19 protein-coding genes are annotated in these 18,862 nt (G+C 72.7%); 12 read left to right on the plus strand and 7 right to left on the minus strand.

Features of this window, described 5'->3' with window-relative positions; genetic code table 11:
* Window positions 1-105 precede the first annotated feature (105 nt).
* A complete protein-coding gene (locus CHF15_RS20960) occupies window positions 106-1,077 on the plus strand; it encodes a DUF5926 family protein (RefSeq protein ID WP_089225367.1) in 972 nt (323 codons plus the stop codon).
* 215 nt (window positions 1,078-1,292) lie between these two features.
* On the opposite strand, the gene CHF15_RS20965 is transcribed toward CHF15_RS20960, so the two are convergent.
* Together CHF15_RS20965 and CHF15_RS20970 are read right to left on the minus strand one after the other, a co-directional pair.
* Complete coding sequence (locus tag CHF15_RS20965; protein WP_245938941.1) at window positions 1,293-1,823, minus strand: hypothetical protein; 531 nt, start codon at window positions 1,821-1,823, stop codon at window positions 1,293-1,295.
* 148 nt (window positions 1,824-1,971) lie between these two features.
* Complete coding sequence (locus CHF15_RS20970) at window positions 1,972-2,625, minus strand: bifunctional DNA primase/polymerase (RefSeq protein WP_089225368.1); 654 nt, start codon at window positions 2,623-2,625, stop codon at window positions 1,972-1,974.
* 591 nt (window positions 2,626-3,216) lie between these two features.
* Here CHF15_RS20970 and CHF15_RS20975 point away from each other — a divergent pair.
* Both CHF15_RS20975 and CHF15_RS20980 read left to right on the plus strand, forming a co-directional pair.
* Window positions 3,217-4,608, plus strand: a complete 1,392-nt coding sequence (locus CHF15_RS20975; RefSeq protein ID WP_089225369.1) for a PP2C family protein-serine/threonine phosphatase — start codon at window positions 3,217-3,219, stop codon at window positions 4,606-4,608.
* Between the two features lie 45 nt (window positions 4,609-4,653).
* Complete coding sequence (locus tag CHF15_RS20980) at window positions 4,654-6,141, plus strand: aminopeptidase P family protein (RefSeq protein WP_089225370.1); 1,488 nt, start codon at window positions 4,654-4,656, stop codon at window positions 6,139-6,141.
* A 62-nt stretch (window positions 6,142-6,203) separates the two neighbouring features.
* Here CHF15_RS20980 and CHF15_RS20985 read toward each other — a convergent pair whose 3' ends face one another.
* Window positions 6,204-6,650, minus strand: a complete 447-nt coding sequence (locus tag CHF15_RS20985; protein ID WP_018558220.1) for an ATP-binding protein — start codon at window positions 6,648-6,650, stop codon at window positions 6,204-6,206.
* A 212-nt stretch (window positions 6,651-6,862) separates the two neighbouring features.
* Between CHF15_RS20985 and CHF15_RS20990 the strand changes: the two genes are divergently transcribed.
* From CHF15_RS20990 to CHF15_RS21030, 9 genes are all read left to right on the plus strand, one after another.
* Window positions 6,863-7,606, plus strand: coding sequence for a hypothetical protein (locus CHF15_RS20990; protein WP_089225371.1), 744 nt, complete (start codon window positions 6,863-6,865; stop codon window positions 7,604-7,606).
* A 97-nt stretch (window positions 7,607-7,703) separates the two neighbouring features.
* The gene (locus CHF15_RS20995; protein ID WP_089225372.1) at window positions 7,704-8,468 is read left to right on the plus strand and encodes a YcnI family copper-binding membrane protein; all 765 of its coding nucleotides are present in this window, start codon (window positions 7,704-7,706) and stop codon (window positions 8,466-8,468) included.
* Window positions 8,469-8,545: 77 nt separating this feature from the next.
* Window positions 8,546-9,211 (plus strand): SCO family protein, encoded by a 666-nt coding sequence (locus tag CHF15_RS21000; RefSeq protein WP_089225373.1) that lies wholly within the window; start codon window positions 8,546-8,548, stop codon window positions 9,209-9,211.
* A complete protein-coding gene (locus tag CHF15_RS21005) occupies window positions 9,208-9,657 on the plus strand; it encodes a copper chaperone PCu(A)C (protein ID WP_089225374.1) in 450 nt (149 codons plus the stop codon). Before CHF15_RS21000 ends, CHF15_RS21005 begins: the two co-directional genes overlap by 4 nt.
* 10 nt (window positions 9,658-9,667) lie before the next feature.
* Window positions 9,668-11,554, plus strand: a complete 1,887-nt coding sequence (locus tag CHF15_RS21010; RefSeq protein WP_089225375.1) for a copper resistance CopC/CopD family protein — start codon at window positions 9,668-9,670, stop codon at window positions 11,552-11,554.
* On the plus strand, window positions 11,551-12,786 hold the full coding sequence (efeB, locus tag CHF15_RS21015) for an iron uptake transporter deferrochelatase/peroxidase subunit (RefSeq protein ID WP_089225376.1): 1,236 nt from the start codon (window positions 11,551-11,553) through the stop codon (window positions 12,784-12,786). The genes CHF15_RS21010 and efeB overlap by 4 nt, the downstream gene beginning before the upstream one ends.
* Window positions 12,787-12,821: 35 nt before the next feature.
* Window positions 12,822-13,751 carry a prephenate dehydratase gene (gene pheA, locus CHF15_RS21020; protein ID WP_089225377.1) on the plus strand — a complete coding sequence of 310 codons (930 nt, stop codon included), beginning with the start codon at window positions 12,822-12,824 and terminating at the stop codon, window positions 13,749-13,751.
* A gap of 584 nt (window positions 13,752-14,335) precedes the next feature.
* Window positions 14,336-15,613, plus strand: coding sequence for a serine--tRNA ligase (gene serS / locus CHF15_RS21025; protein ID WP_089225378.1), 1,278 nt, complete (start codon window positions 14,336-14,338; stop codon window positions 15,611-15,613).
* Window positions 15,610-16,425, plus strand: coding sequence for an HAD family hydrolase (locus tag CHF15_RS21030; protein WP_089225379.1), 816 nt, complete (start codon window positions 15,610-15,612; stop codon window positions 16,423-16,425). Before serS ends, CHF15_RS21030 begins: the two co-directional genes overlap by 4 nt.
* Here CHF15_RS21030 and CHF15_RS21035 read toward each other — a convergent pair.
* The 4 genes from CHF15_RS21035 to CHF15_RS21050 form a co-directional block, all read right to left on the minus strand.
* Window positions 16,361-17,086 carry a rhomboid-like protein gene (locus tag CHF15_RS21035; RefSeq protein WP_245938942.1) on the minus strand — a complete coding sequence of 242 codons (726 nt, stop codon included), beginning with the start codon at window positions 17,084-17,086 and terminating at the stop codon, window positions 16,361-16,363. The two genes, CHF15_RS21030 and CHF15_RS21035, sit on opposite strands and share 65 nt — an antisense overlap.
* Window positions 17,087-17,127: 41 nt before the next feature.
* The gene (locus tag CHF15_RS21040; protein ID WP_089225380.1) at window positions 17,128-17,733 is read right to left on the minus strand and encodes a YceI family protein; all 606 of its coding nucleotides are present in this window, start codon (window positions 17,731-17,733) and stop codon (window positions 17,128-17,130) included.
* Window positions 17,734-17,759: 26 nt separating this feature from the next.
* Window positions 17,760-18,017 (minus strand): hypothetical protein, encoded by a 258-nt coding sequence (locus CHF15_RS21045; protein WP_143681602.1) that lies wholly within the window; start codon window positions 18,015-18,017, stop codon window positions 17,760-17,762.
* A 108-nt stretch (window positions 18,018-18,125) separates the two neighbouring features.
* Complete coding sequence (locus tag CHF15_RS21050; protein WP_089225382.1) at window positions 18,126-18,845, minus strand: ABC transporter permease subunit; 720 nt, start codon at window positions 18,843-18,845, stop codon at window positions 18,126-18,128.
* Window positions 18,846-18,862: the final 17 nt, after the last annotated feature.

The following is an 18,862-nucleotide window of genomic DNA, read 5'->3' on the forward strand; positions in this document are numbered from 1 at the left end:
GCCGGGCAGTTGCCCGGTCCGCACGGGCGCGACCTCCGATGAGGACGGACGGCGTGGCGCTAGGCTCACGGCCGGAACACCGCCGTTACCGGGAGAGATCGAGCCATGGCGAAGAAGCGCCCGACGAAGACGAAGGCCCCCGCCCGTCCGCAGATCACCGACGGGGAGATCCCCGCGGTCGGTGCCCGGGAGCCCTGCCCGTGCGGTTCGGGGCGGCGTTACAAGGCGTGCCACGGCCGTGAGGCGGCACATGCGGTGACCGAGCTGGTGCGGCGTCCCTTCGAGGGCCTGCCGGGCGAGTGCGACTGGGTGGCGCTGCGCGAGCTGGTGCCCGCCGCCACGGCCGAGTTGACGCTCAGGGACCCGCTGCCCGAGGGCGTGCCGTCCGTCACGCTGGCGACCGTGCTGCCGATGGCCTGGCCGGGGCTGCGCCGCGACACCGGCGCGGTGCTGCTGGGCCTGCAGAACGACACCGCCTCCGGGGACATCAGCCGGGACCTGGCCGACACCCTGCTCCGCTCGCTGCAGGCCGAGCCGGGCAACCCGGTGGGCGGCGAGCGCCCGGCACCCGACGGTCCCCGGCTGCAGGATCTGCTGGACCTGGGCGCCGCGTTCGAGCCCGTGGTGCACACCGGCTTCGAGTTCTGGCTGGAGCACGCGGAGTCCGCCACCGGTGAGGTCGCCGCCTCGCTGGAGCGGGCGAACGCGGCCGTGATCCCGACCGTGCGGCTGACCGGGGTCGACGCGGCGTACTGGTGCGAGACCCCGGAGAAGAACCACCTGCGCTGGGTCATGCCGCACCCCGAGGAGCAGTTGCTCGACGCGCTGGCCCGGCTGCACGCCGCCGGTGCCTCGTCGCTGGGCGAGGACACGCGGCTGGTGGGCTCGTTCCGGGCGCACGGGCTGGTCGTCCCGGTGTGGGACCTGCCGACGGGCGTCTCGGCGGACGAGGTCGAGAAGCCGGCGGCGGCCTTCGGCGAGCGGCTGGCCGAGGCGCTGGAGCGGACGGCCCCGCTGACGGCGGAGGAGCGGCGGGCGCGCAGCGGTTTCACCAACCGGCAGATCACCCTGAGCTGACCGGTCTCCCTTGCCGGCGGCGGCAGTTCGGGCCATCGTCCCCACCGGGTGATCCTGGTCACAGCCGCTGCCGGCCGGGCCCGGAACCCGGGCCTGAACCCGTACCCCGGATTTGCGTACGGGCGAAGTCTTGTTACCGTTTAAACAGTCCGGTCGCTGGTGCATCCCCCGTCGCCAGCGACCGGACGTTTCCATGTCCGGGTCGGTTGTCCGGCTCAGTGCCCGGATCCGCTGCGCAGCAGCGGGTGTTCCCCATCCTGCTCGGCGATCTCCGCCACCGCCATGTACGGCTCCGCCGCCCCCGCCACCGTCGGCTCACGCGGCGTCTCGCAGTTCCCGCTTCCCCGGTCCGCGGTGATGGCGCACCGCACCTGCACCGTGCGGCCGTCGGGCAGCATGAGGGTCAGCACGCCGTCCAGGGGCCGGCCCGTGGAGTTGCTGTAGTACGTGCGCGCCCAGGTGTCGCCGTCCTCGCCGATGGTGCAGGTCTGCGCCTCCAGGCCCTGCGGTGAGGTGAGTTGGGGCCCGCAGGATGCGGTCTGGCGTTCGGATCCGGCCAGCTTCGGCAGGCTGTCGAAGACACTGGAGTCGCTTGACAGCGGCTTGCCGTCGGTGATGGCCGTCGTCAGGTCCATGGGCACGGCGGGGAGGACGGGCCCGGCGGTGGCGCCGGTCAGGGGCAGCATCGCGGCGACCGCCACGACCGTGGCGAGGGCGGCCATCCGCAGGTTCGGCGCACGCATCATGCACAGAACATAGCGGGAGAAACGGACATGCGACGGGGGCCGTTGCCCGTTCCCCGGGCAACGGCCCCCGCTCTTACCCGAACGAGTGACGACCGACCGCGGCGGCGGCCGTCACGCACCTTCTCCGAGCCCCGCCGCGGGGCACCGGTCAGTACGAGAGCCGGCTGCCGTCCGGCGCCGTGCGCCCCGCCTGCACCAGGGTGTCGACGACCACCCGCACACTGGGCAGCCACGGTGCCCGGTCGCCCGGGTCCACCACCGGCTGCCGGACCCAGCGGGCCCCCGCGGTGCCGCCGGATCCGGCCGGGGAGGGCGGCAAAAGCAGGTAGCCGCCCTCGCCGTGGTACCGCAGCGAGGTCGGGACCCACTCGTGGCGGTCGAGCAACTCCCCCAGTTCCTCCAGGGAGTACGGCTCCACCAGTACCGCCAGGCGCGTGGGGGTGGCCACGACCGGGCCGGTGCGCACCCCCAGCTTGTCGAAGACGCCCAGCGCCCGCGCCCCCGCGACGGCCGGCAGGCTCACCGCCGAGACCCGGTCGCCCGTGGCGAGCACGAGCGGCTGGTCCGGCCGCCGCGTCCACCACCAGCGGACCATCCGTGGATCGCGGGTCGCCGCGAGGAGGCCCGGATCGTGCGGATGGGCGCCCGGCACCGGACAGTCGGGACGCAGACAGGCGCATCCGCCGCCTGCGTCCGTACCGGCTCCGGGTACCACGGGCCAGTGCCACCGTTCGGCGCATGTGAGCGCCGCACGCAGCAGCTCGGGACTGCTCTTGCGTCGCTTTCCGAGGATCTCGCGCATCTGCGCTCGTTCCTTTCCGTTAGCGCTCAGGGATCTGCCCATGACACAACGTAATCTGGAACACACCGCTTACGAGGCAGCGCATCACGTCTCGAGCCGAGCGTGGAACCTGGCGGGGGGTGGCGCACACTGGCGCTTGTTCGTCCTGCGGAGTGCTGGGAACTGCTGCGTGTGCTTGCGTTTGCTGCTCTGTGCGGTCCCGCCGGCCGTGCAACAACCCCGCCACGGGGAGGGAGGGTCGACCGTCTCCATCTACGACGCCCTGGCAGGGCGCCGGGTTCCTGAGGCCGCCAACTCCCATCCCGTACGTACCCACTGCGACGGATATGACGCGCTGTCGAACCCCTTCAGTCGACAACTAATTGTGGCACGCGGTGCCCTTTTTCGGCCATAGTCCTGCATCTCCTCGGACTCGCCGACACCAGCCCATCTACCTGGGCAATCCTGGACACACCCACGAGTAGGCGGTAGAAGGGAATCCCTTGACAGCGGCGCAGCACGAGCTTGGGGGTTTGCGATGCTATTGACGGAAATGCGCTGCTCTGCGGAGGCGTCGCCGCGTCACGACGAAAAGCGTGAAAGCCGGCGGCCATGAGCGCGGCGCGCCTACCGAAAGTGGCCGGAATCGACCCACCCATTCCGGCACCGGCGCACACTGCCTCCCCCACGGTCGAACAGCAATGCCCGCCGGGTGACCCGAACGCGCATTCCGCGACGCCGGATCCGGCCGACCCGCTCGCGGCCGCCCAGGACCGGCTGGCCTCCTGGGTCTCGGACCTGACCACCCTGCACGAGCTCACCGAGCGGCTGGCCGGGACCGCGACGCTGCAGGACGCGCTGCGGGAACTGCTGCGCGCCGGCGGCGCCTTGGTCGGCGCCCGGCGCGGTCTGGCCGCCGTCTCCCCCGTCGACCGGATGGGTCCGCCCACCGTCGTCGGCCTCGGTCTCGGACCGGCCGAACTCGGCGCGCTGGAGACCGTCCCGCTGCCCGCGGCACCCGAGGCGGTGCCCGCGGAGGAGATCCACACCGACCTGTGCCGCGAGCCCGGGATCGGCCGGCGCCACCGCGAGGTCGCCCTGCGCCTCGGCTTCGGCGCCAGCTACGCCCTGCGCCTTTCCGCCGACTCCGCCGGCCGGCTGGGCTCGGCACTGTGGTTCTACGACGAGCCCGCCGAACCCGGCGAGCGCCGGCGCCACCTCATCGGCCTGTACTGCCGCCACGCCGCCGAGCATCTCGCCCGGCTGCTCGAACTCGACCGGAGCCGCGCCACCGTCGCCACGCTCCGCGAGGAGCTGCTGCCGACCCGCCTGCCGCGGGTCCCGGGGGTCCGGCTGGCCGTGCGGCACCGCCCGGCCGCCGGGGGCGGCGGCGACTGGTACGACGCCCTCCCGCTGCCCGAGGGGGCGCTGGGGCTGTCGGTCGGCGGGGTGAGCGGCGGCGGCATGAGCGCGGTCGCCGCGATGGGACGGCTGCGGGCCTCGCTGCGGGCGTACGCGGTGATGGAGGGCGAGGACCCGGTCGCGGTCCTTTCCGACCTGGAGCTGCTGCTGCGGCTGACCGAGCCCGCCCGGTCGGCGACGGCACTGTTCGCCTATGCCGAGCCGGCCTCCCGGAAGGTCGTGGTGGCCGGCGCCGGGCACTGCCCCCCGCTGGTCGTCGGCGCGCACCGGGTCGAGTACGTGGAGACCTCGCTGTCCGCGCCGCTGGGCATGCTCAGCTGCTGGGAGGCGCCCAGCGTCGAGTTCCGGGCGCTGGCCGGCGAGACCGTGCTGCTCTACACCGACGGCCTGCTGCACCGCACCGGCGATCCCGTCGACCGCGCCTTCGCCCGCCTGCACGCGGCCGCGGCGTCCGCCCCGCGGAGCGCCCGGGACGACCCGGCGCAGCTGGCGGAGCACGTCCTGCACACCATGCTCCCCGACGACCACGAGGACCCCCACCCGACCGAGGACGTCGTCCTGCTCGCCGCCCGCTTCGACTGAGCCCCGGCGGGGACCGCAGCCGGCCGTCTTCCGCGCCCACTTACGATGGGGTGGTCTACAGCGAGGAGGCACGACGTGGTCGAGGACCGCGCTCCGGAGACCCCGGAAGGCGACGAGCCCATCAAGCGGCGGAAGAACGGCCTGTACCCGGCCGTCTCCGACGAGCTCACCGAGGTGATGAAGTCCGGCTGGGCCGACACCGAGCTGCGCGATCTGCAGCCGATCGAGCAGGCACCGTACGCCGCCAAGCGGCGCGCGGCGCTGTCCGCCCGCTTCCCCGGCGAGCGGCTGGTGGTACCGGCCGGCAACCTGCGCACCCGCGCCAACGACACGGAGTACCCCTTCCGTGCCGCCAGCGAGTACGTGCACCTCACCGGCGACCAGACCCAGGACGCCGTCCTGGTCCTGGAGCCCAACGGTGACGGATCTCACGACGCCACCGCCTACCTGCTCCCCCGCTCCTCCCGGGAGAACGGCGAGTTCTGGCTGGACGGCCAGGGCGAGCTGTGGACGGGCCGCCGCCACAGCCTGACCGAGGGCGAGGTCCTGCTGGGCCTGCCGTGCGCCGACGTCCGCAAGGTCGCCGACGTGCTGCGCGAGGCCACCGGCCCGGTCCGGGTCGTCCGCGGCTACGACGCCGGCATCGAGGCGGCGCTGACCGACAAGGTCACCGCCGAGCGCGACGCCGAGCTGAAGGAGTTCCTGTCCGAGCTGCGGCTGGTCAAGGACGAGTGGGAGATCGGCGAGCTGCAGAAGGCCTGCGACTCCACCGCCCGCGGCTTCGAGGACGTCGTCCGGGTCCTCGACAAGGCCGAGGCGACCTCCGAGCGCTACATCGAGGGAACGTTCTTCCTGCGCGCCCGCGTCGAGGGCAACGACGTCGGCTACGGCTCCATCTGCGCGGCCGGCCCGCACGCCTGCACCCTGCACTGGGTGCGCAACGACGGCCCGGTCCGCCCCGGCGACCTGCTGCTGCTCGACGCCGGCGTGGAGACCCACACCCTCTACACCGCCGACGTCACCCGCACGCTGCCCGTCAACGGCACGTACACCGACATCCAGCGGAAGATCTACGACGCCGTGTACGACGCCCAGGAGGCCGGCATCGCCGCGGTCCGCCCCGGCGCGGCCTACCGCGACTTCCACGACGCCGCCCAGCGGGTGCTCACCGAGCGGCTCGTCGAGTGGGGCCTGCTGGAGGGCCCGGTCGAGCGCGTCCTCGAGCTCGGCCTGCAGCGCCGCTGGACGCTGCACGGCACCGGCCACATGCTGGGCCTGGACGTCCACGACTGCGCCGCCGCCCGCACGGAGACCTACGTCAACGGCACGCTGGAGCCGGGCGTGGTCCTCACCGTCGAGCCGGGTCTGTACTTCCAGGCCGACGACCTGACCGTGCCGGAGGAGTACCGGGGCATCGGCGTCCGCATCGAGGACGACATCCTCGTCACCGAGGACGGCAACCGGAACCTCAGCGACGGCCTGCCGCGCCGCTCCGACGAGGTCGAGCGCTGGATGGCGGCCCTCAAGGGCTGACCCCGCCACCCGGACGGACGGCCGGGGCGCACGGACCTCCGTGCGGCCCCGGCCTCCGTGCGTCAGGAGACCTTGAGCAGCGAGTCGTCCCGCCACTTGAGGATCTTGTCGAAACTGACCACCGCCCCGTGTCCGGGACGGTTGTGGAAGTGGACGTGGTCCACCAGGGCCTCGATCAGGAAGAGTCCGCGCCCGTGCTCGGCGTGCTGGTCCTTCTTCGCCAGCGGGCGTACGGAGTGGTGCGTACGGCGCAGGTCCGGGGCGAAGCCCGGGCCGGAGTCCGCCACCTCGATGCGGCAACGGTCGCCCTCGATGCGGGCCGTCACCCGGTACTCGCCGTGGGCGGCGTGCTCAACGGCGTTGGCACAGGCCTCGGTGAGGGCGACGGACAGGTCGTAGGAGATGTCCGGGTCCACCCCGGCCGTCTCCATCGTCCCCAGCAGGAGCCGGCGGGCGAGCGGAACGCTCGCAGCCTCGCGCCGCAAATGGAGGGACCACCAGATGCTCATGCTCAGCCTCCTGGCTGCGGCTCGACATACCGATACGTATTGCCCCGAAACACGGTCGGTAAGCGTGGCGTTGACGTGATGCCAGCCATACGGCGGATGCCCCCGCTCCACAGGCGGGTGTAGGAACGGCACCGGACGCCATAGCACAGACCGGCGTGTTCCGGGCCCCGCCGTTCGCAAGAGGGGTGCGCGGTGAGAGGATGACGCCCGTCATGTCTTCTCCCGTGCGCGCCGGCGCCGATCTGCGACTGCTGCGGGCCGCGGTGTTCACCGCGGTCTGCGTCGTGCTGTCCGCGGGCGCGCACATGCTGGCGTCGGGCCACGGGGTACCCGGCTGGACGCTGGCTGCGGGCTGGCTCGCCGTCTTCGCCTTCGCCACCCCGCTCGCCGGGAGGGAGCGCTCCACACCGGCCATCGCGACCGGTCTCGCCGGCGGACAGCTCGTGCTGCACGTGCTGTTCAACCTGGGCGGGATCTGCGGTGGCGGCGGGGTGGCCGAGATCGCCGGACGGCTGCTCTGCGACGAGCGGGTGACCGAGCTGCCCTCCCACGTGCACACCGTGGCCGGAACGAGCCACATGGCGGGTATGCCCGGGATGGCCGTGATGCCCGGCATGTCCCCCGCGGCCGCCGAGAGCACGATGCTCTCCTACAGCCTCCCCATGCTGCTCGGGCACGCGGTCGCCGCGGTGACCGCCGGCTGGCTGCTGCGCCGCGGCGAGGCCGCGCTGTGGCGGCTGGTCGCGCTGTCGGTCCGGGGGCTGGCCGAGCTGTCGGGCGGCGCCCTGCGCCATGCCGTCGCGCTCGTACGCCTGCTGCTGACGGGCAGCCCGGCCACGCCCTGCGCCGTCCCCGGCGCGGGCCGCACCGACGGCTCCGCCCCCGTGCCGCGCACGGTGCTGCTGCGGCACAGCCTGGCCCGGCGGGGTCCGCCGGCGCACGCCCTCGCGGCCTGAACGCGACCCGCTCCACCGACGTATGAGGGCGGAAGTCGCGCGCGCCGCACGCGTGCCATCCGCCACCTTTCCTCCGTCACCGTGGAGTCTCCGCATCATGAACACCGTCATGCGCCGCGCCACCGCCCTCGCCGCCGTCACCGGGGCGGCCGTCCTCGCCACCGCCGTCCCCGCCTTCGCGCACGTGAGCGTCCAGCCCGGCAACGCCGCCAAGGGCGGCTACAGCACGGTCGCGTTCAAGGTCCCCAACGAGGACGACAAGGCGTCGACGATCAAGGTCGAGGTCAACCTGCCGGGCGACCACCCGATCGCCTCCGTCTCCGTCCAGCCGGTGCCCGGCTGGACGGCGCAGATCACCAAGACCAAGCTCAAGACCCCGCTGAAGACCGGGCACGGCGACCTCACCGAGGCCGTCACGAAGATCACCTGGAGCGGCGGGAAGATCAAGCCCGGCGAGTTCCAGCAGTTCCCGGTCTCCCTGGGCCCGCTGCCCGAGGACACCGACCAACTGGTCTTCAAGGCGCTGCAGACGTACGACAACAAGGACGTCGTGCGCTGGATCGAGGAGCAGCAGAAGGGTGAGGAGGAGCCGGAGCACCCGGCGCCCGTGCTGACCCTGGCCGACGCCGCGGACGACGGCCACGGCCACGACGACGCCACCTCGGACGACAAGAAGGACGACGCCAAGGCCGAGGCGGTCTCGGCCACCGGCGACGCCGCCACCGAGAAGGCCGCCTCCGCCGACGCCGGTGACACCACGGCCCGGGTGCTCGGCATCGTCGGCATCGTCGTGGGCGTGCTCGGCGTCGCCTTCGGCGTGGTGGCCGGCCGCCGCCGCGGCAAGGGCACTCCGTCCGCCTGACGCACCATCGCCGGGGCGGCCGCCGCGCACGCACCGCGGCCGTCCCGGCGCCGCACCGAATTCCTGGGGAACCCCTGATGCGTACCACCCTCAGGGCGGCAGCCTCGGCCGCCGCCGTCGCCGCTCTCGCCCTGACCCTCGCCGCCTGCGGCGGCTCCGACGGCGGGACGGACGCCTCCGGCGCCGGGCCCGTCGTCTCCATCGACGCGACACCGAAGGCCGCCACCGTCCTCGACACGCCGTTCGAGAAGCCGGACATGGTCCTCACGGACACGCACGGCAAGACGTACGACTTCACCGAGCGGACCAAGGGCCGGCCGACCCTGCTCTTCTTCGGCTACACCCACTGCCCGGACGTCTGCCCGACGACGATGAGCGACATCGCCATCGCCAAGTCGAAGCTGCCCGCGGCCGAGCAGGACCGGCTCGTCGTCGTCTTCGTCACCACCGACCCCGAGCGCGACACCCCGAAGCGGCTCGGCGAGTGGCTGGGCGCGCAGGACAAGTCCTTCGTCGGCCTCACCGGCGACTTCGCCACCATCGAGGCGGGCGCGCGCTCGCTCGGCGTGGACGTGGAGAAGCCGGTGAAGGAGAAGGACGGCAGCATCACCGTGACGCACGGCGCCCAGGTCATCGCGTACTCGCCGAAGGACGACAAGGCGCACGCGCTGTACATGTCGGGCACGACGTCCGAGGAGTTCGCCGCCGACCTGCCGAAGATCATCGCGGGGCGGACCCCGTGACCCGCTCCCTGCGGCGGATCCCCGTGGCGGCGGCCCTGGTGCTGCTCGGCGCCACGGCCTGCTCGGGGTCGCCCGACGGCCCCGAACTGAAGGTGAGCGGCGCCTACATCCCGCAGCCCGCGCTGGCGGACATGGCGGCCGGCTACTTCACCGTCGCCAACACCGGCGGCCGGGACGCCCGGCTGACCTCCGTCACCAGCGACCTGTCCGGCGACATCACCCTGCACAGCACCGAGGACAACCGGATGCGCCGGGTGACCTCGTTCACCGTCCCCGCGGGCGGGCGGCTCACACTCGCGCTCGGCGGCAACCACCTGATGCTGACGGACCTGGAGCACAAGCCCGTGGCCGGCGAGCGGGTGTCGCTCCGGCTGCATTTCGACGATGCCGACACCATCGACGTACGGGTACCGGTCAAGCCCGCAGGCTACCGCCCGGGGGACTGAGGAGAGCGCCATGAGGGTGATGACGAAGTCCGCGCTGCGCCTGCTGGCCGTGCCGCTCGCCGTGCTCGGCCTGCTGTTCGGCACCGCCGCGCCGGCGTCCGCGCACGCCGCGCTGGTCGGCTCCGACCCGGCCCAGGGATCGGTCGTCAAGACCGCGCCGGCGCAGGTGCGGCTGACCTTCTCCGAGGGCGTGCTGCTGTCGAGGGACGCCATCCGGGTCCTCGGCCCGGACGGCGAGCGCGCCGAGACCGGCGACGCGAACGACGCCGGCCGGGGGAACACCACCGCGGCCGTCGCCCTGCGCCCGGGCCTCGGCAACGGCACGTACACCGTCGCGTGGAAGGCCGTCTCGGCCGACAGCCACCCGGTGGCGGGCGCCTTCACCTTCTCCATCGGCGCGCCCTCCAAGACCTCGGTCGCGCTGCCCACCCAGGAGGTGGGCGGGGGCGCCGTCGGCACCCTGTACGACATCGCCCGCTACGCCGCCTACCTCGGCTTCGCGCTGCTGATCGGCGCCGCGTTCTTCATCGGCGTGTGCTGGCCGGACGGCGCGCGGACGCGGCCGATGCGGCGGCTGGTGGCCACCGGCTGGGCCACGATGGTCGCCGCGACGATACTGCTGCTGATGCTGCGCGCCCCCTACGCCAACGGGGGCACGCTCGGCGACGCCTTCGACCTCGGCGGCGTACGGGACGTCCTGGACACCCGGCCCGGCGCGGCGCTGCTGTCCCGGCTGCTGCTGCTCGCCGCGGGCGCGGTGTTCATCGCGGTGCTCTTCGGCAGCTGGGCCAAGCGGGAGGACCCGGTCGAACGGCAGGACCTCGCCTGGGGCCTGGCCATCGGCGGCACGGTCGTGTCGGTCGGCCTGGCCGCCACGTGGGCCATGGCCGAGCACGCCTCGGTCGGCATCCAGGCGTCGGTGGCGATGCCCGTCGACATCGTGCACCTGCTGGCCATGGCCGTCTGGCTCGGCGGCCTCACCGCGCTGCTGGCCGCCCTGTGGGGCGGGCATCGGGTGGAGCGGGCCACGGTGCGGCGATTCTCGAGGATCGCCTTCGGGGCGGTGGTGACCCTGGTCGTCACCGGCGTCTACCAGTCCTGGCGTCAGCTCGGCTCCTGGGACGCGCTGGTGTCGACCGGCTACGGGCAACTGCTGCTCGTCAAGGTCGGCCTGGTCATCCTGCTGGTGGAGCTGGCCTGGCTGTCCCGCCGCTGGACCGCGCGGCTCGGCGAGACGGCCGTCCGCGGCAGGGCGGCCGCCGTCGCCCAGCCCGTCGCCGCGGGACGCAAGGGCGCGGGCGGCGGGGGCGGCGACGCCTCCGAGCGCGCCGGGCAGCTGGCCCGGCAGGAGGCGGCGCTGGCCAAGGAGCGCGCCCGCAAGGAGCGCGACGGCGACGCCGAGCGCACCGGCCTGCGCAAGTCGGTGCTGGCGGAGGTGGCCGTCGCGGTCGTGGTGCTGGCCGTCACGACACTGCTGACCGGCACCCAGCCGGGCAGGGCCGCCGAGGAGGGCGCGGCGCAGCAGGCGTCGGCACCGGTGTCCGAGGTGCCCGAGCCGCTGGACGTGAGGATCCCGTTCGACACCGGGGGCACCGACGGCAAGGGCGAGGCGGAGGTGACCATGGATCCGGGCGGCATCGCCGAGAACGAGCTCCACCTGCTGGTCACCGCCCCCGACGGCCGGGCCTTCGACGTCCCCGAGGTGCAGATCTCCTTCACCCTGAAGTCCAAGAAGATCGGGCCCATCCCGGTGACGCTGGGGAAGGTCGACACGGGGCACTGGAGTGCCGCGAACGTCCAGATCCCGGTCCCCGGGGAGTGGACGATCGCCGTCACCGTCCGGACCTCGGACATCGACCAGGTCACCCGCACCAAGGTAGTGAAGATCGGCTCATGAACGACCGCCCTCAGGACCTCTCGCGGCGCCGGCTGCTCGGCACCGCGGGCGCGGCGGGCGCCGCGGGACTGCTCGTGGGCGGCGCCTCCGGCGCCGTCACCGCGCATGCGACACGGGACGAGGCCACCGCGCTGACCTCGGTCGGCGCCACGGCCGTCCCCTTCCACGGCACCCACCAGGCCGGGATCACCACCCCGCTGCAGGCCCGCGGCCACCTCGTCGCCTTCGACCTGGCCGCGGGGTCCGGCCGCAAGGGCGCCGCGGCCCTGCTGCGCCGCTGGTCCGCGGCGGCCGAGGCGATGACGGAGGGCCGGGCGCCCGTGGGCGACAACCAGGTCGCCCTGGACGCCGGGCCGTCCTCGCTCACCGTCACCTTCGGCTTCGGCCGTACCTTCTTCACCAGGACGGAGCTGACCGGGCGGCTGCCGGAGGCCCTCGCCCCGCTGCCGGACTTCGCCTCCGACGCGCTCGACCGCCGGCGCAGCGACGGCGACCTGTGGATCCAGATCGGCGCGGACGACGCCCTGGTCGCCTTCCACGCGCTGCGCGTGCTGCAGAAGGAGGCCGCGGGCACGGCCTCCCTGCGCTGGCAGATGAACGGCTTCAACCGCACGCCCGGCACGACCGCCGAGCCCCGTACCGCCCGCAACCTGATGGGCCAGGTCGACGGCTCCAACAACCCGCGGCCCTCCGACCCCGACTTCGACGCGCGCGTCTTCGTCCCCGCCGCCGGCTCCCCGCAGTGGATGGCGGGCGGCTCCTACGTGGTCGTCCGGCGCATCCGCATGCTGCTGGACACCTGGGACAACCTGCCCCTGGAGCGCCAGGAGAAGGTGATCGGGCGCCGCAAGGCCGACGGCGCGCCGCTGTCCGGCGGCACCGAGGCGAGCAGGCCCGACCTCGACAAGATCGGCCCGGACGGCCGTGCCTTCGCGATCGCCGCCGACGCGCACGTCCGCGTCGCCGCCCCGGCCTCCAACAGCGGCGCGGCGATGCTGCGGCGGGGCTACTCGTACCACGACGGCTACCGCGACGACGGCGCGCCGGACGCCGGGCTGCTCTTCGTGGCCTGGCAGGCCGACCCGCTGAAGGGATTCGTGCCGGTGCAGCGCAAGCTCGACCGGGGCGACGGCCTGTCGCGCTTCCTGCGCCACGAGGCCGGCGGGCTCTTCGCGGTCCCGGGCGGCGCGGCGCCGGGCGAGTACGTGGGCCAGCGGCTGCTGGAGTCCTGAGGAAGGGCGCCGTTGCAGGGCCTAGGCTGACAGACATGTCGCCGGCGAGCCGTTACACCTATCTCGGCCCTGAGGGCACGTTCACCGAGGCCGCGCTCCGGACGCTGCCGGAGGCGGCCACCCGCGAGCTGGTGCCCATGGTCTCGGTGCAGGCCGCGCTCGACGCGGTGCGCTGCGGGGAGGCCGCGGCCGCCCTGGTGCCCATCGAGAACTCGATGGAGGGCGGCATCACCGCGACGCTGGACGAACTGGCGGCGGGCTCCCCGCTGATGATCTACCGCGAGGTGCTGCTGCGCATCGCGTTCGCGCTGCTGGTCCGCCCGGGCACGGGGTTCGGGGACGTCAAGACGGTGACGGGCCACCCGGCGGCCCAGGTGCAGGTGCGCAGGTGGCTGTCGGCGCACCTGCCGGAGGCCGCGTGGGAGTCGGCGGCGTCGAACGCCGACGGCGCCCGGCTGGTGGCGGAGGGCCGGTACGACGCGGCGTTCGCCGGTGAGTTCGCGGCGCCGACGTACGGGCTGGAGCCGCTGGCCACGGAGATCCACGACGCGGCGAACGCCGAGACCCGCTTCGTACTGGTCGGCCGTCCGGCCCGGCCGGTCGCGCCGACCGGCGCCGACAAGACCTCGGCGGTGTTCTGGCTGGGCGACGACCACCCCGGCGCGCTGCTGGAACTGCTGCAGGAGTACGCGGTGCGCGGGGTGAACCTGATCCGCATCGAGTCGCGGCCCACCGGTGAGGGGATCGGCCGGTACTGCTTCTCGGTGGACTGCGAGGGGCACATCACCGAGCGCCGGGTGGGCGAGGCGCTGATGGGCCTGAAGCGGATCTGCCCGCAGGTGCGTTTCCTCGGCTCCTACCCGCGCGCGGACGAGGTGCCGCCGCAGCAGCGCAAGGGGACCACGGACAAGGAGTTCACGGCCGCGGCGGACTGGCTGGGCCGCGCCCTGGACGGGCGGGTCTGAGGCGTTCGCGCGCCGCTTCACGGGGCCTCCGGTGAACAACCGGTGGCCCCTTCGGTTGTCCACCGGGTTATCCACAGGCCTCTGCCGCGGGCTGGGGATAAGTCGACAGAACAAGTCGCCCAATGAACCGCCAGATCGACAAATCGGCACACTCGCGCCAAGTGGGTCCACAGGCCCCCAGGTCATCATTCGTCATCCCAATACCTTCGAACAACTCGATAGAGGGAAGAGTTCTCACTCGAAAGTGAGTGTTAAGAGGGTTTGGACCGGGAATCCATGCCCCCGCACCCACCCCGCGGAATGATCAAGTCCATCTTCCACAGCCCATCCACACCCGCTGTGGACAAGTGACGGGGAAACCCCTCCCCCTGTGGATAACCCTCCGCTCCGGACCTGCCCCAACTGCCTTTGTCCACAGGCCACATGCCCTCCCCGGAGGGACGCGAAGAATTCGGTTGACGGTAACCGACCCGCCATTGTCGGCCGTACGGCATTTCCCGCGACCCCCTTTCGAAGCGGACATAACGCCCCATAAAGCACTTAACTTGTCGCGTCCGCACCCGGCGCACCGGTAGCCTGTTCCCGTGATTGACCTTCGCCTGCTTCGTGAGGACCCCGACCGTGTGCGCGCCTCCCAGCGCGCCCGTGGAGAGGACGTCGCGCTCGTCGACGCCCTGCTCTCCGCCGACGAGCGGCGCAGGTCGTCCAGTACCGGCTTCGACGAGCTGCGCGCGGAGCAGAAGTCGCTGGGCAAGCTGGTCGGCAAGGCCCAGGGCGAGGAGCGGGCCGAGCTGCTGAAGCGGGCCGAGCAGCTCAAGGCCGCCGTCAAGGCCGCCGACGCCGAGCAGCACGAGGCCGCCGAGGAGGCTCAGCGCCTGCTGCTGCAGCTCGGCAACATCGTCCACCCGGACGTCCCCGTCGGCGGCGAGGAGGACTTCGTCGTCAAGGAGGTCGTCGGCAGCCCGCGCGACTTCGCCGGTGAGGGCTTCGAGCCCAGGGACCACATCGACCTCGGCGAACTGCTCGGCGCCATCGACGTCGACCGCGGCGCCAAGGTCTCCGGCTCGCGCTTCTACTACCTGACCGGCGTCGGCGCGCTGCTGGAGCTGGCCCTGGTCAACGCGGCCGTCGCACAGGCCACCGCGGCCGGCTTCACCCCGATGCTGACCCCGACGCTGGTCAAGCCGGAGGCCATGGCCGGCACCGGCTACCTCGGCCAGGTCGAGGACGACGTGTACTACCTGGAGAAGGACGGCCTGTACCTGGTCGGCACCTCCGAGGTCCCGCTCGCCGCGTACCACATGGACGAGATCATCGAGGCGTCCAAGCTGCCGCTGCGCTACGCCGGCTTCTCGCCCTGCTACCGGCGCGAGGCGGGTTCGTACGGCAAGGACACCCGCGGCATCATCCGCGTCCACCAGTTCGACAAGGTGGAGATGTTCGTCTTCACCCGCCCCGAGGACGCCGAGGCCGAGCACGCGCGGCTGCTCGAGTGGGAGAAGCAGTGGCTGACCTCGCTCGAACTGCCCTACCGGGTGATCGAGCTGGCCTCGGGCGACCTGGGCTCCTCCGCGGCGCGCAAGTTCGACTGCGAGGCGTGGATCCCCACCCAGGGCAAGTACCGCGAGCTGACCTCGACCTCGAACACCACCGAGTTCCAGGCCCGCCGGCTGTCGGTGCGGCTGCGGGACGAGAACGGCACCCGCCCGCTCGCCACGCTCAACGGCACGCTGTGCGCCATCCCGCGCACCATCGTCGCCATCCTGGAGAACCACCAGCAGGCCGACGGCTCGGTCCGCGTCCCCGAGGTGCTGCGCCCCTACCTGGGCGGCCGTGAGGTGCTGGAGCCGGTCGCCAAGTGACCTCTCCGCTCCCCTACCGTCTGGTCGCGACGGATCTCGACGGCACGCTGCTCGGTCCCGACCACACCGTCTCGGAACGTTCCCGCAAGGCGCTCGCCGCGGCCGTCGCGGCGGGTGCCGGGCACATCGTCGTCACCGGCCGCCCGGTGGCCCGTACGGTGCGCGTCCTGGAGGACCTCGGCTACGAGGGCCTGGCCGTCTGCATGCAGGGCGCGCAGGTCTACCACGCCGGCGAGCGCCGGCTGCTGACCTCGGTCACGCTGGACCGGCAGACCGCCCGTGCGGCACTGGCCAAGATCGAGGCGGAGACCGGCCGGCTGGCCGTGGCGGCGGCGCTCGACGGCGTGGACGGCGACATCGTGCTCGGCCCCGGCTACCGGCTGTTCGACTCCGAGCTGCCGGTCGGCGGCGCGGTGGAGGACGTGGAGGGGCTGTGGGCGTCGCCCGTCAGCAAGCTCTACATCCAGTGCCCGGGGATGAGCGACGACGAGCTCGCGCAGGCCGCTACCGCGGCCGCAGGCGGCCTGGTGAGCGCCGTGATGTCCGGTACGGGCATCGTGGAGCTGCTGCCGCTGGGCCTGTCCAAGGCCCGGGGGCTCTCGCTGGCCGCCCGCCGGCTGGGTGTGACGGCCGCGGAGACCATCGCCTTCGGCGACATGCCCAACGACCTGCCGATGTTCGAGTGGGCCGGCCACGGCGTCGCGATGGGCAACGCCCACGCACTGCTCAAGGCGGCCGCCGACGAGGTCACGGCCTCCAACGGCGAGGACGGGATCGCCCTGGTCCTGGAGCGGCTCTTCCCCGGGGCGTGAGCCCGCGGCACGCGAGGCCGATCAGCAGGGCGATGACGTGCCCGAGGTCGGTGTAGGTGCGGCCCGGGGTCACCAGGGGATACGCGAGAAAGCCCGCGGCGGCGAGCAGGTAGGGCAGCCGCCAGGGCGGTCGCACGCGGTGCGCGAGCACGCCGACGACCCCGGCGAGCCCGTAGCTGACGCCGATGTCGACGGTGCGGGCGAGCGAGGCCGGCAGCCGGTCGGCGTGGATGCCGAGCAGGACGGCCTGCTGGCTGAGGACGCTCGCCCCGACATGGGCCAGGGCGGCGACGCCGAGCCAGCGCCGGGTGCCCAGCCAGCGCTCGGCGGGGGCGTGGACGGCCTCGAAGCAGAGCATGTAGAGCCCGAAGGCCGCCGGGGACTCGGTCCACAGCGCGCTGCCGAGCAGCGCGCGGACCGGCCGGGAGTCCAGCTCCGCCAGGTTCGTGCTGTTCTGTTGCAGCAGGAAGGACCGCAGTTCCGGCGGGGCGGCCGCCATGACGCAGCTGGTCGTGGCGAGGACCAGCAGCCAGATGTGCGTCCCGGGGGTGGAGCGCACCCAGGCACGCACGTCGGGGACGACGACCCGGGCCGCCGCGCCGCGCAGTGCGGAGCGGCGGCGCCCGGTGCCGGCGGTGCCGGCCGTCTCGTCCACTGCCATCCCCTCCATCGTGCGACAGGGGGACGGCGGCTTCAGCGGGTTCAGGCCGCCTTGATCGCGGAGATGTCGAAGGTCAGCTTGACCTTCTCGCTGATCAGGACGCCGCCACCCTCGAGGGCCGCGTTGTAGGTGAGGCCCCAGTCGCCGCGGTTGACGGTCGTGGAGCCCTCGAAGCCGACCCGGAGGTTGCCGTAGGGGTCGATGGCCGATCCGTTGTAGGTGAAGTCGATGGAGACCGGCTTGGTGGTGTCCTTGATCGTGAGGTCACCGTGCATGCGGTAGGTCTCGTCGTCGACCTGCTCGGCGGAGGAGCTGCGGAAGCTGATCTCCGGGTAGGTCGCGGCGTCGAAGAAGTCACCGGTGCGCAGGTGCTCGTCGCGCTGGGTCTGGTTGGTGTCGATGCTGACGACCTTGATCGTGACCTCGGCGGAGGAGTTGGCCGGCTTGCTGCCGTCCAGCTGCAGCTTGCCCTCGTACTCCGCGAACTGGCCGCGCACGGTGGTGACCATCGCGTGGCGCACGGAGAAGCCGACCTCGCTGTGAGTGGGGTCGATCGTGTACTCACCGGTCAGGTGCGCCAGGTCGGCGGACGGCGCGGTGGTGGCGGCGGTCGCGGTGGCTTCGCTCTTGCGGCTGAAGAGACCCATGATGAACTCCTTGGGGACGTGTTGGTTTACGATTCAACCTCCTTCACCGTAACGGCATTCCCTTGAATCTTCAAGGAGTCCTGTGACGTGACCCACTTCCGGGGGACGAAAACGAAGCGCCGGCGGTCCCGCGAACGGGACCACCGGCGGCGGAGCCCGGCGGTGGAGCGCGCGGCGAGCGCGTCGATACGGTGGGCCAGCTCCGGGCTGAACAGCGCAATGAGCAGGCCGAGGGCGGCCAGGAACACGCCCACGGCGAAGAGCAGCGGAGTCTCGGACATCACGCCGCAAATCTGACAATCCGATGTGCGGACGTCAGGGGAGCAGGGCCGCCCGGGCGGAAGAAGACCACCCGGGCGGCTTACGGGACGACAGGCCTCAGGCCGGAACGATCACTCCTCGCCGGCCAGCGTCAGCGAGCGCATCCGCTGCCCCGCGAAGGCGGTCGCGGCGAGGGTGACGCCGACGAGCAGCACCACCGCGAGCGGCAGCCCCACGTCGGAGGTCACCAGGCCCTCACCGGCGATCTTCTGGGCCAGCGCCAGGGCCCACTGCTGCACGCTCAGCGTGCGCGCCCCCGGCACCAGGCTGCCGATCAGCGACTCCCAGATCAGGGCGTAGACCAGGCCGAAGACCACCGCCTGCCGGGTCACCACGCCCAGCAGAAGGAAGATCGCGGCGTACGTGACCGAGGCGACCGCCGCCGCGGCGGTGAACGCGACCGCGATGCCCTGGCTGTTGCCGTTGAGGATGAACCCGGCGATCAGGGTCGGCACGGCCGAGAAGACCACCGACACCGCGATCGCGACCAGCAGCTTGGTGACGATGATCGTCGGCCGCCGCACCGGCTTGGCCAGCAGGTAGATGATCGAGCCGTCGTCGATCTCCGGCCCGATGGCGCCGGTGCCGGCGATCACGCCGACCAGCGGCACCATCGTCGCCAGCGCGAAACCGCCCAGCACCGAACTCGCGATGGAGTCGTCGGCGCCGACCAGCACCCGCACCGCCACGGAGATCAGGATCAGCAGCGCGGGCAGGGCGAACAGGACCAGGGCCCGGCGGCGGCCCAGCAGCCCCCGGTAGGTCAGCCTGGCCACGGTGGGATTGAACATCGGAGCTCCTTACAGCC

Origin of the sequence: Actinacidiphila glaucinigra (genome assembly GCF_900188405.1) — a bacterium.
GTDB classification, from domain to species: domain Bacteria; phylum Actinomycetota; class Actinomycetes; order Streptomycetales; family Streptomycetaceae; genus Actinacidiphila; species Actinacidiphila glaucinigra.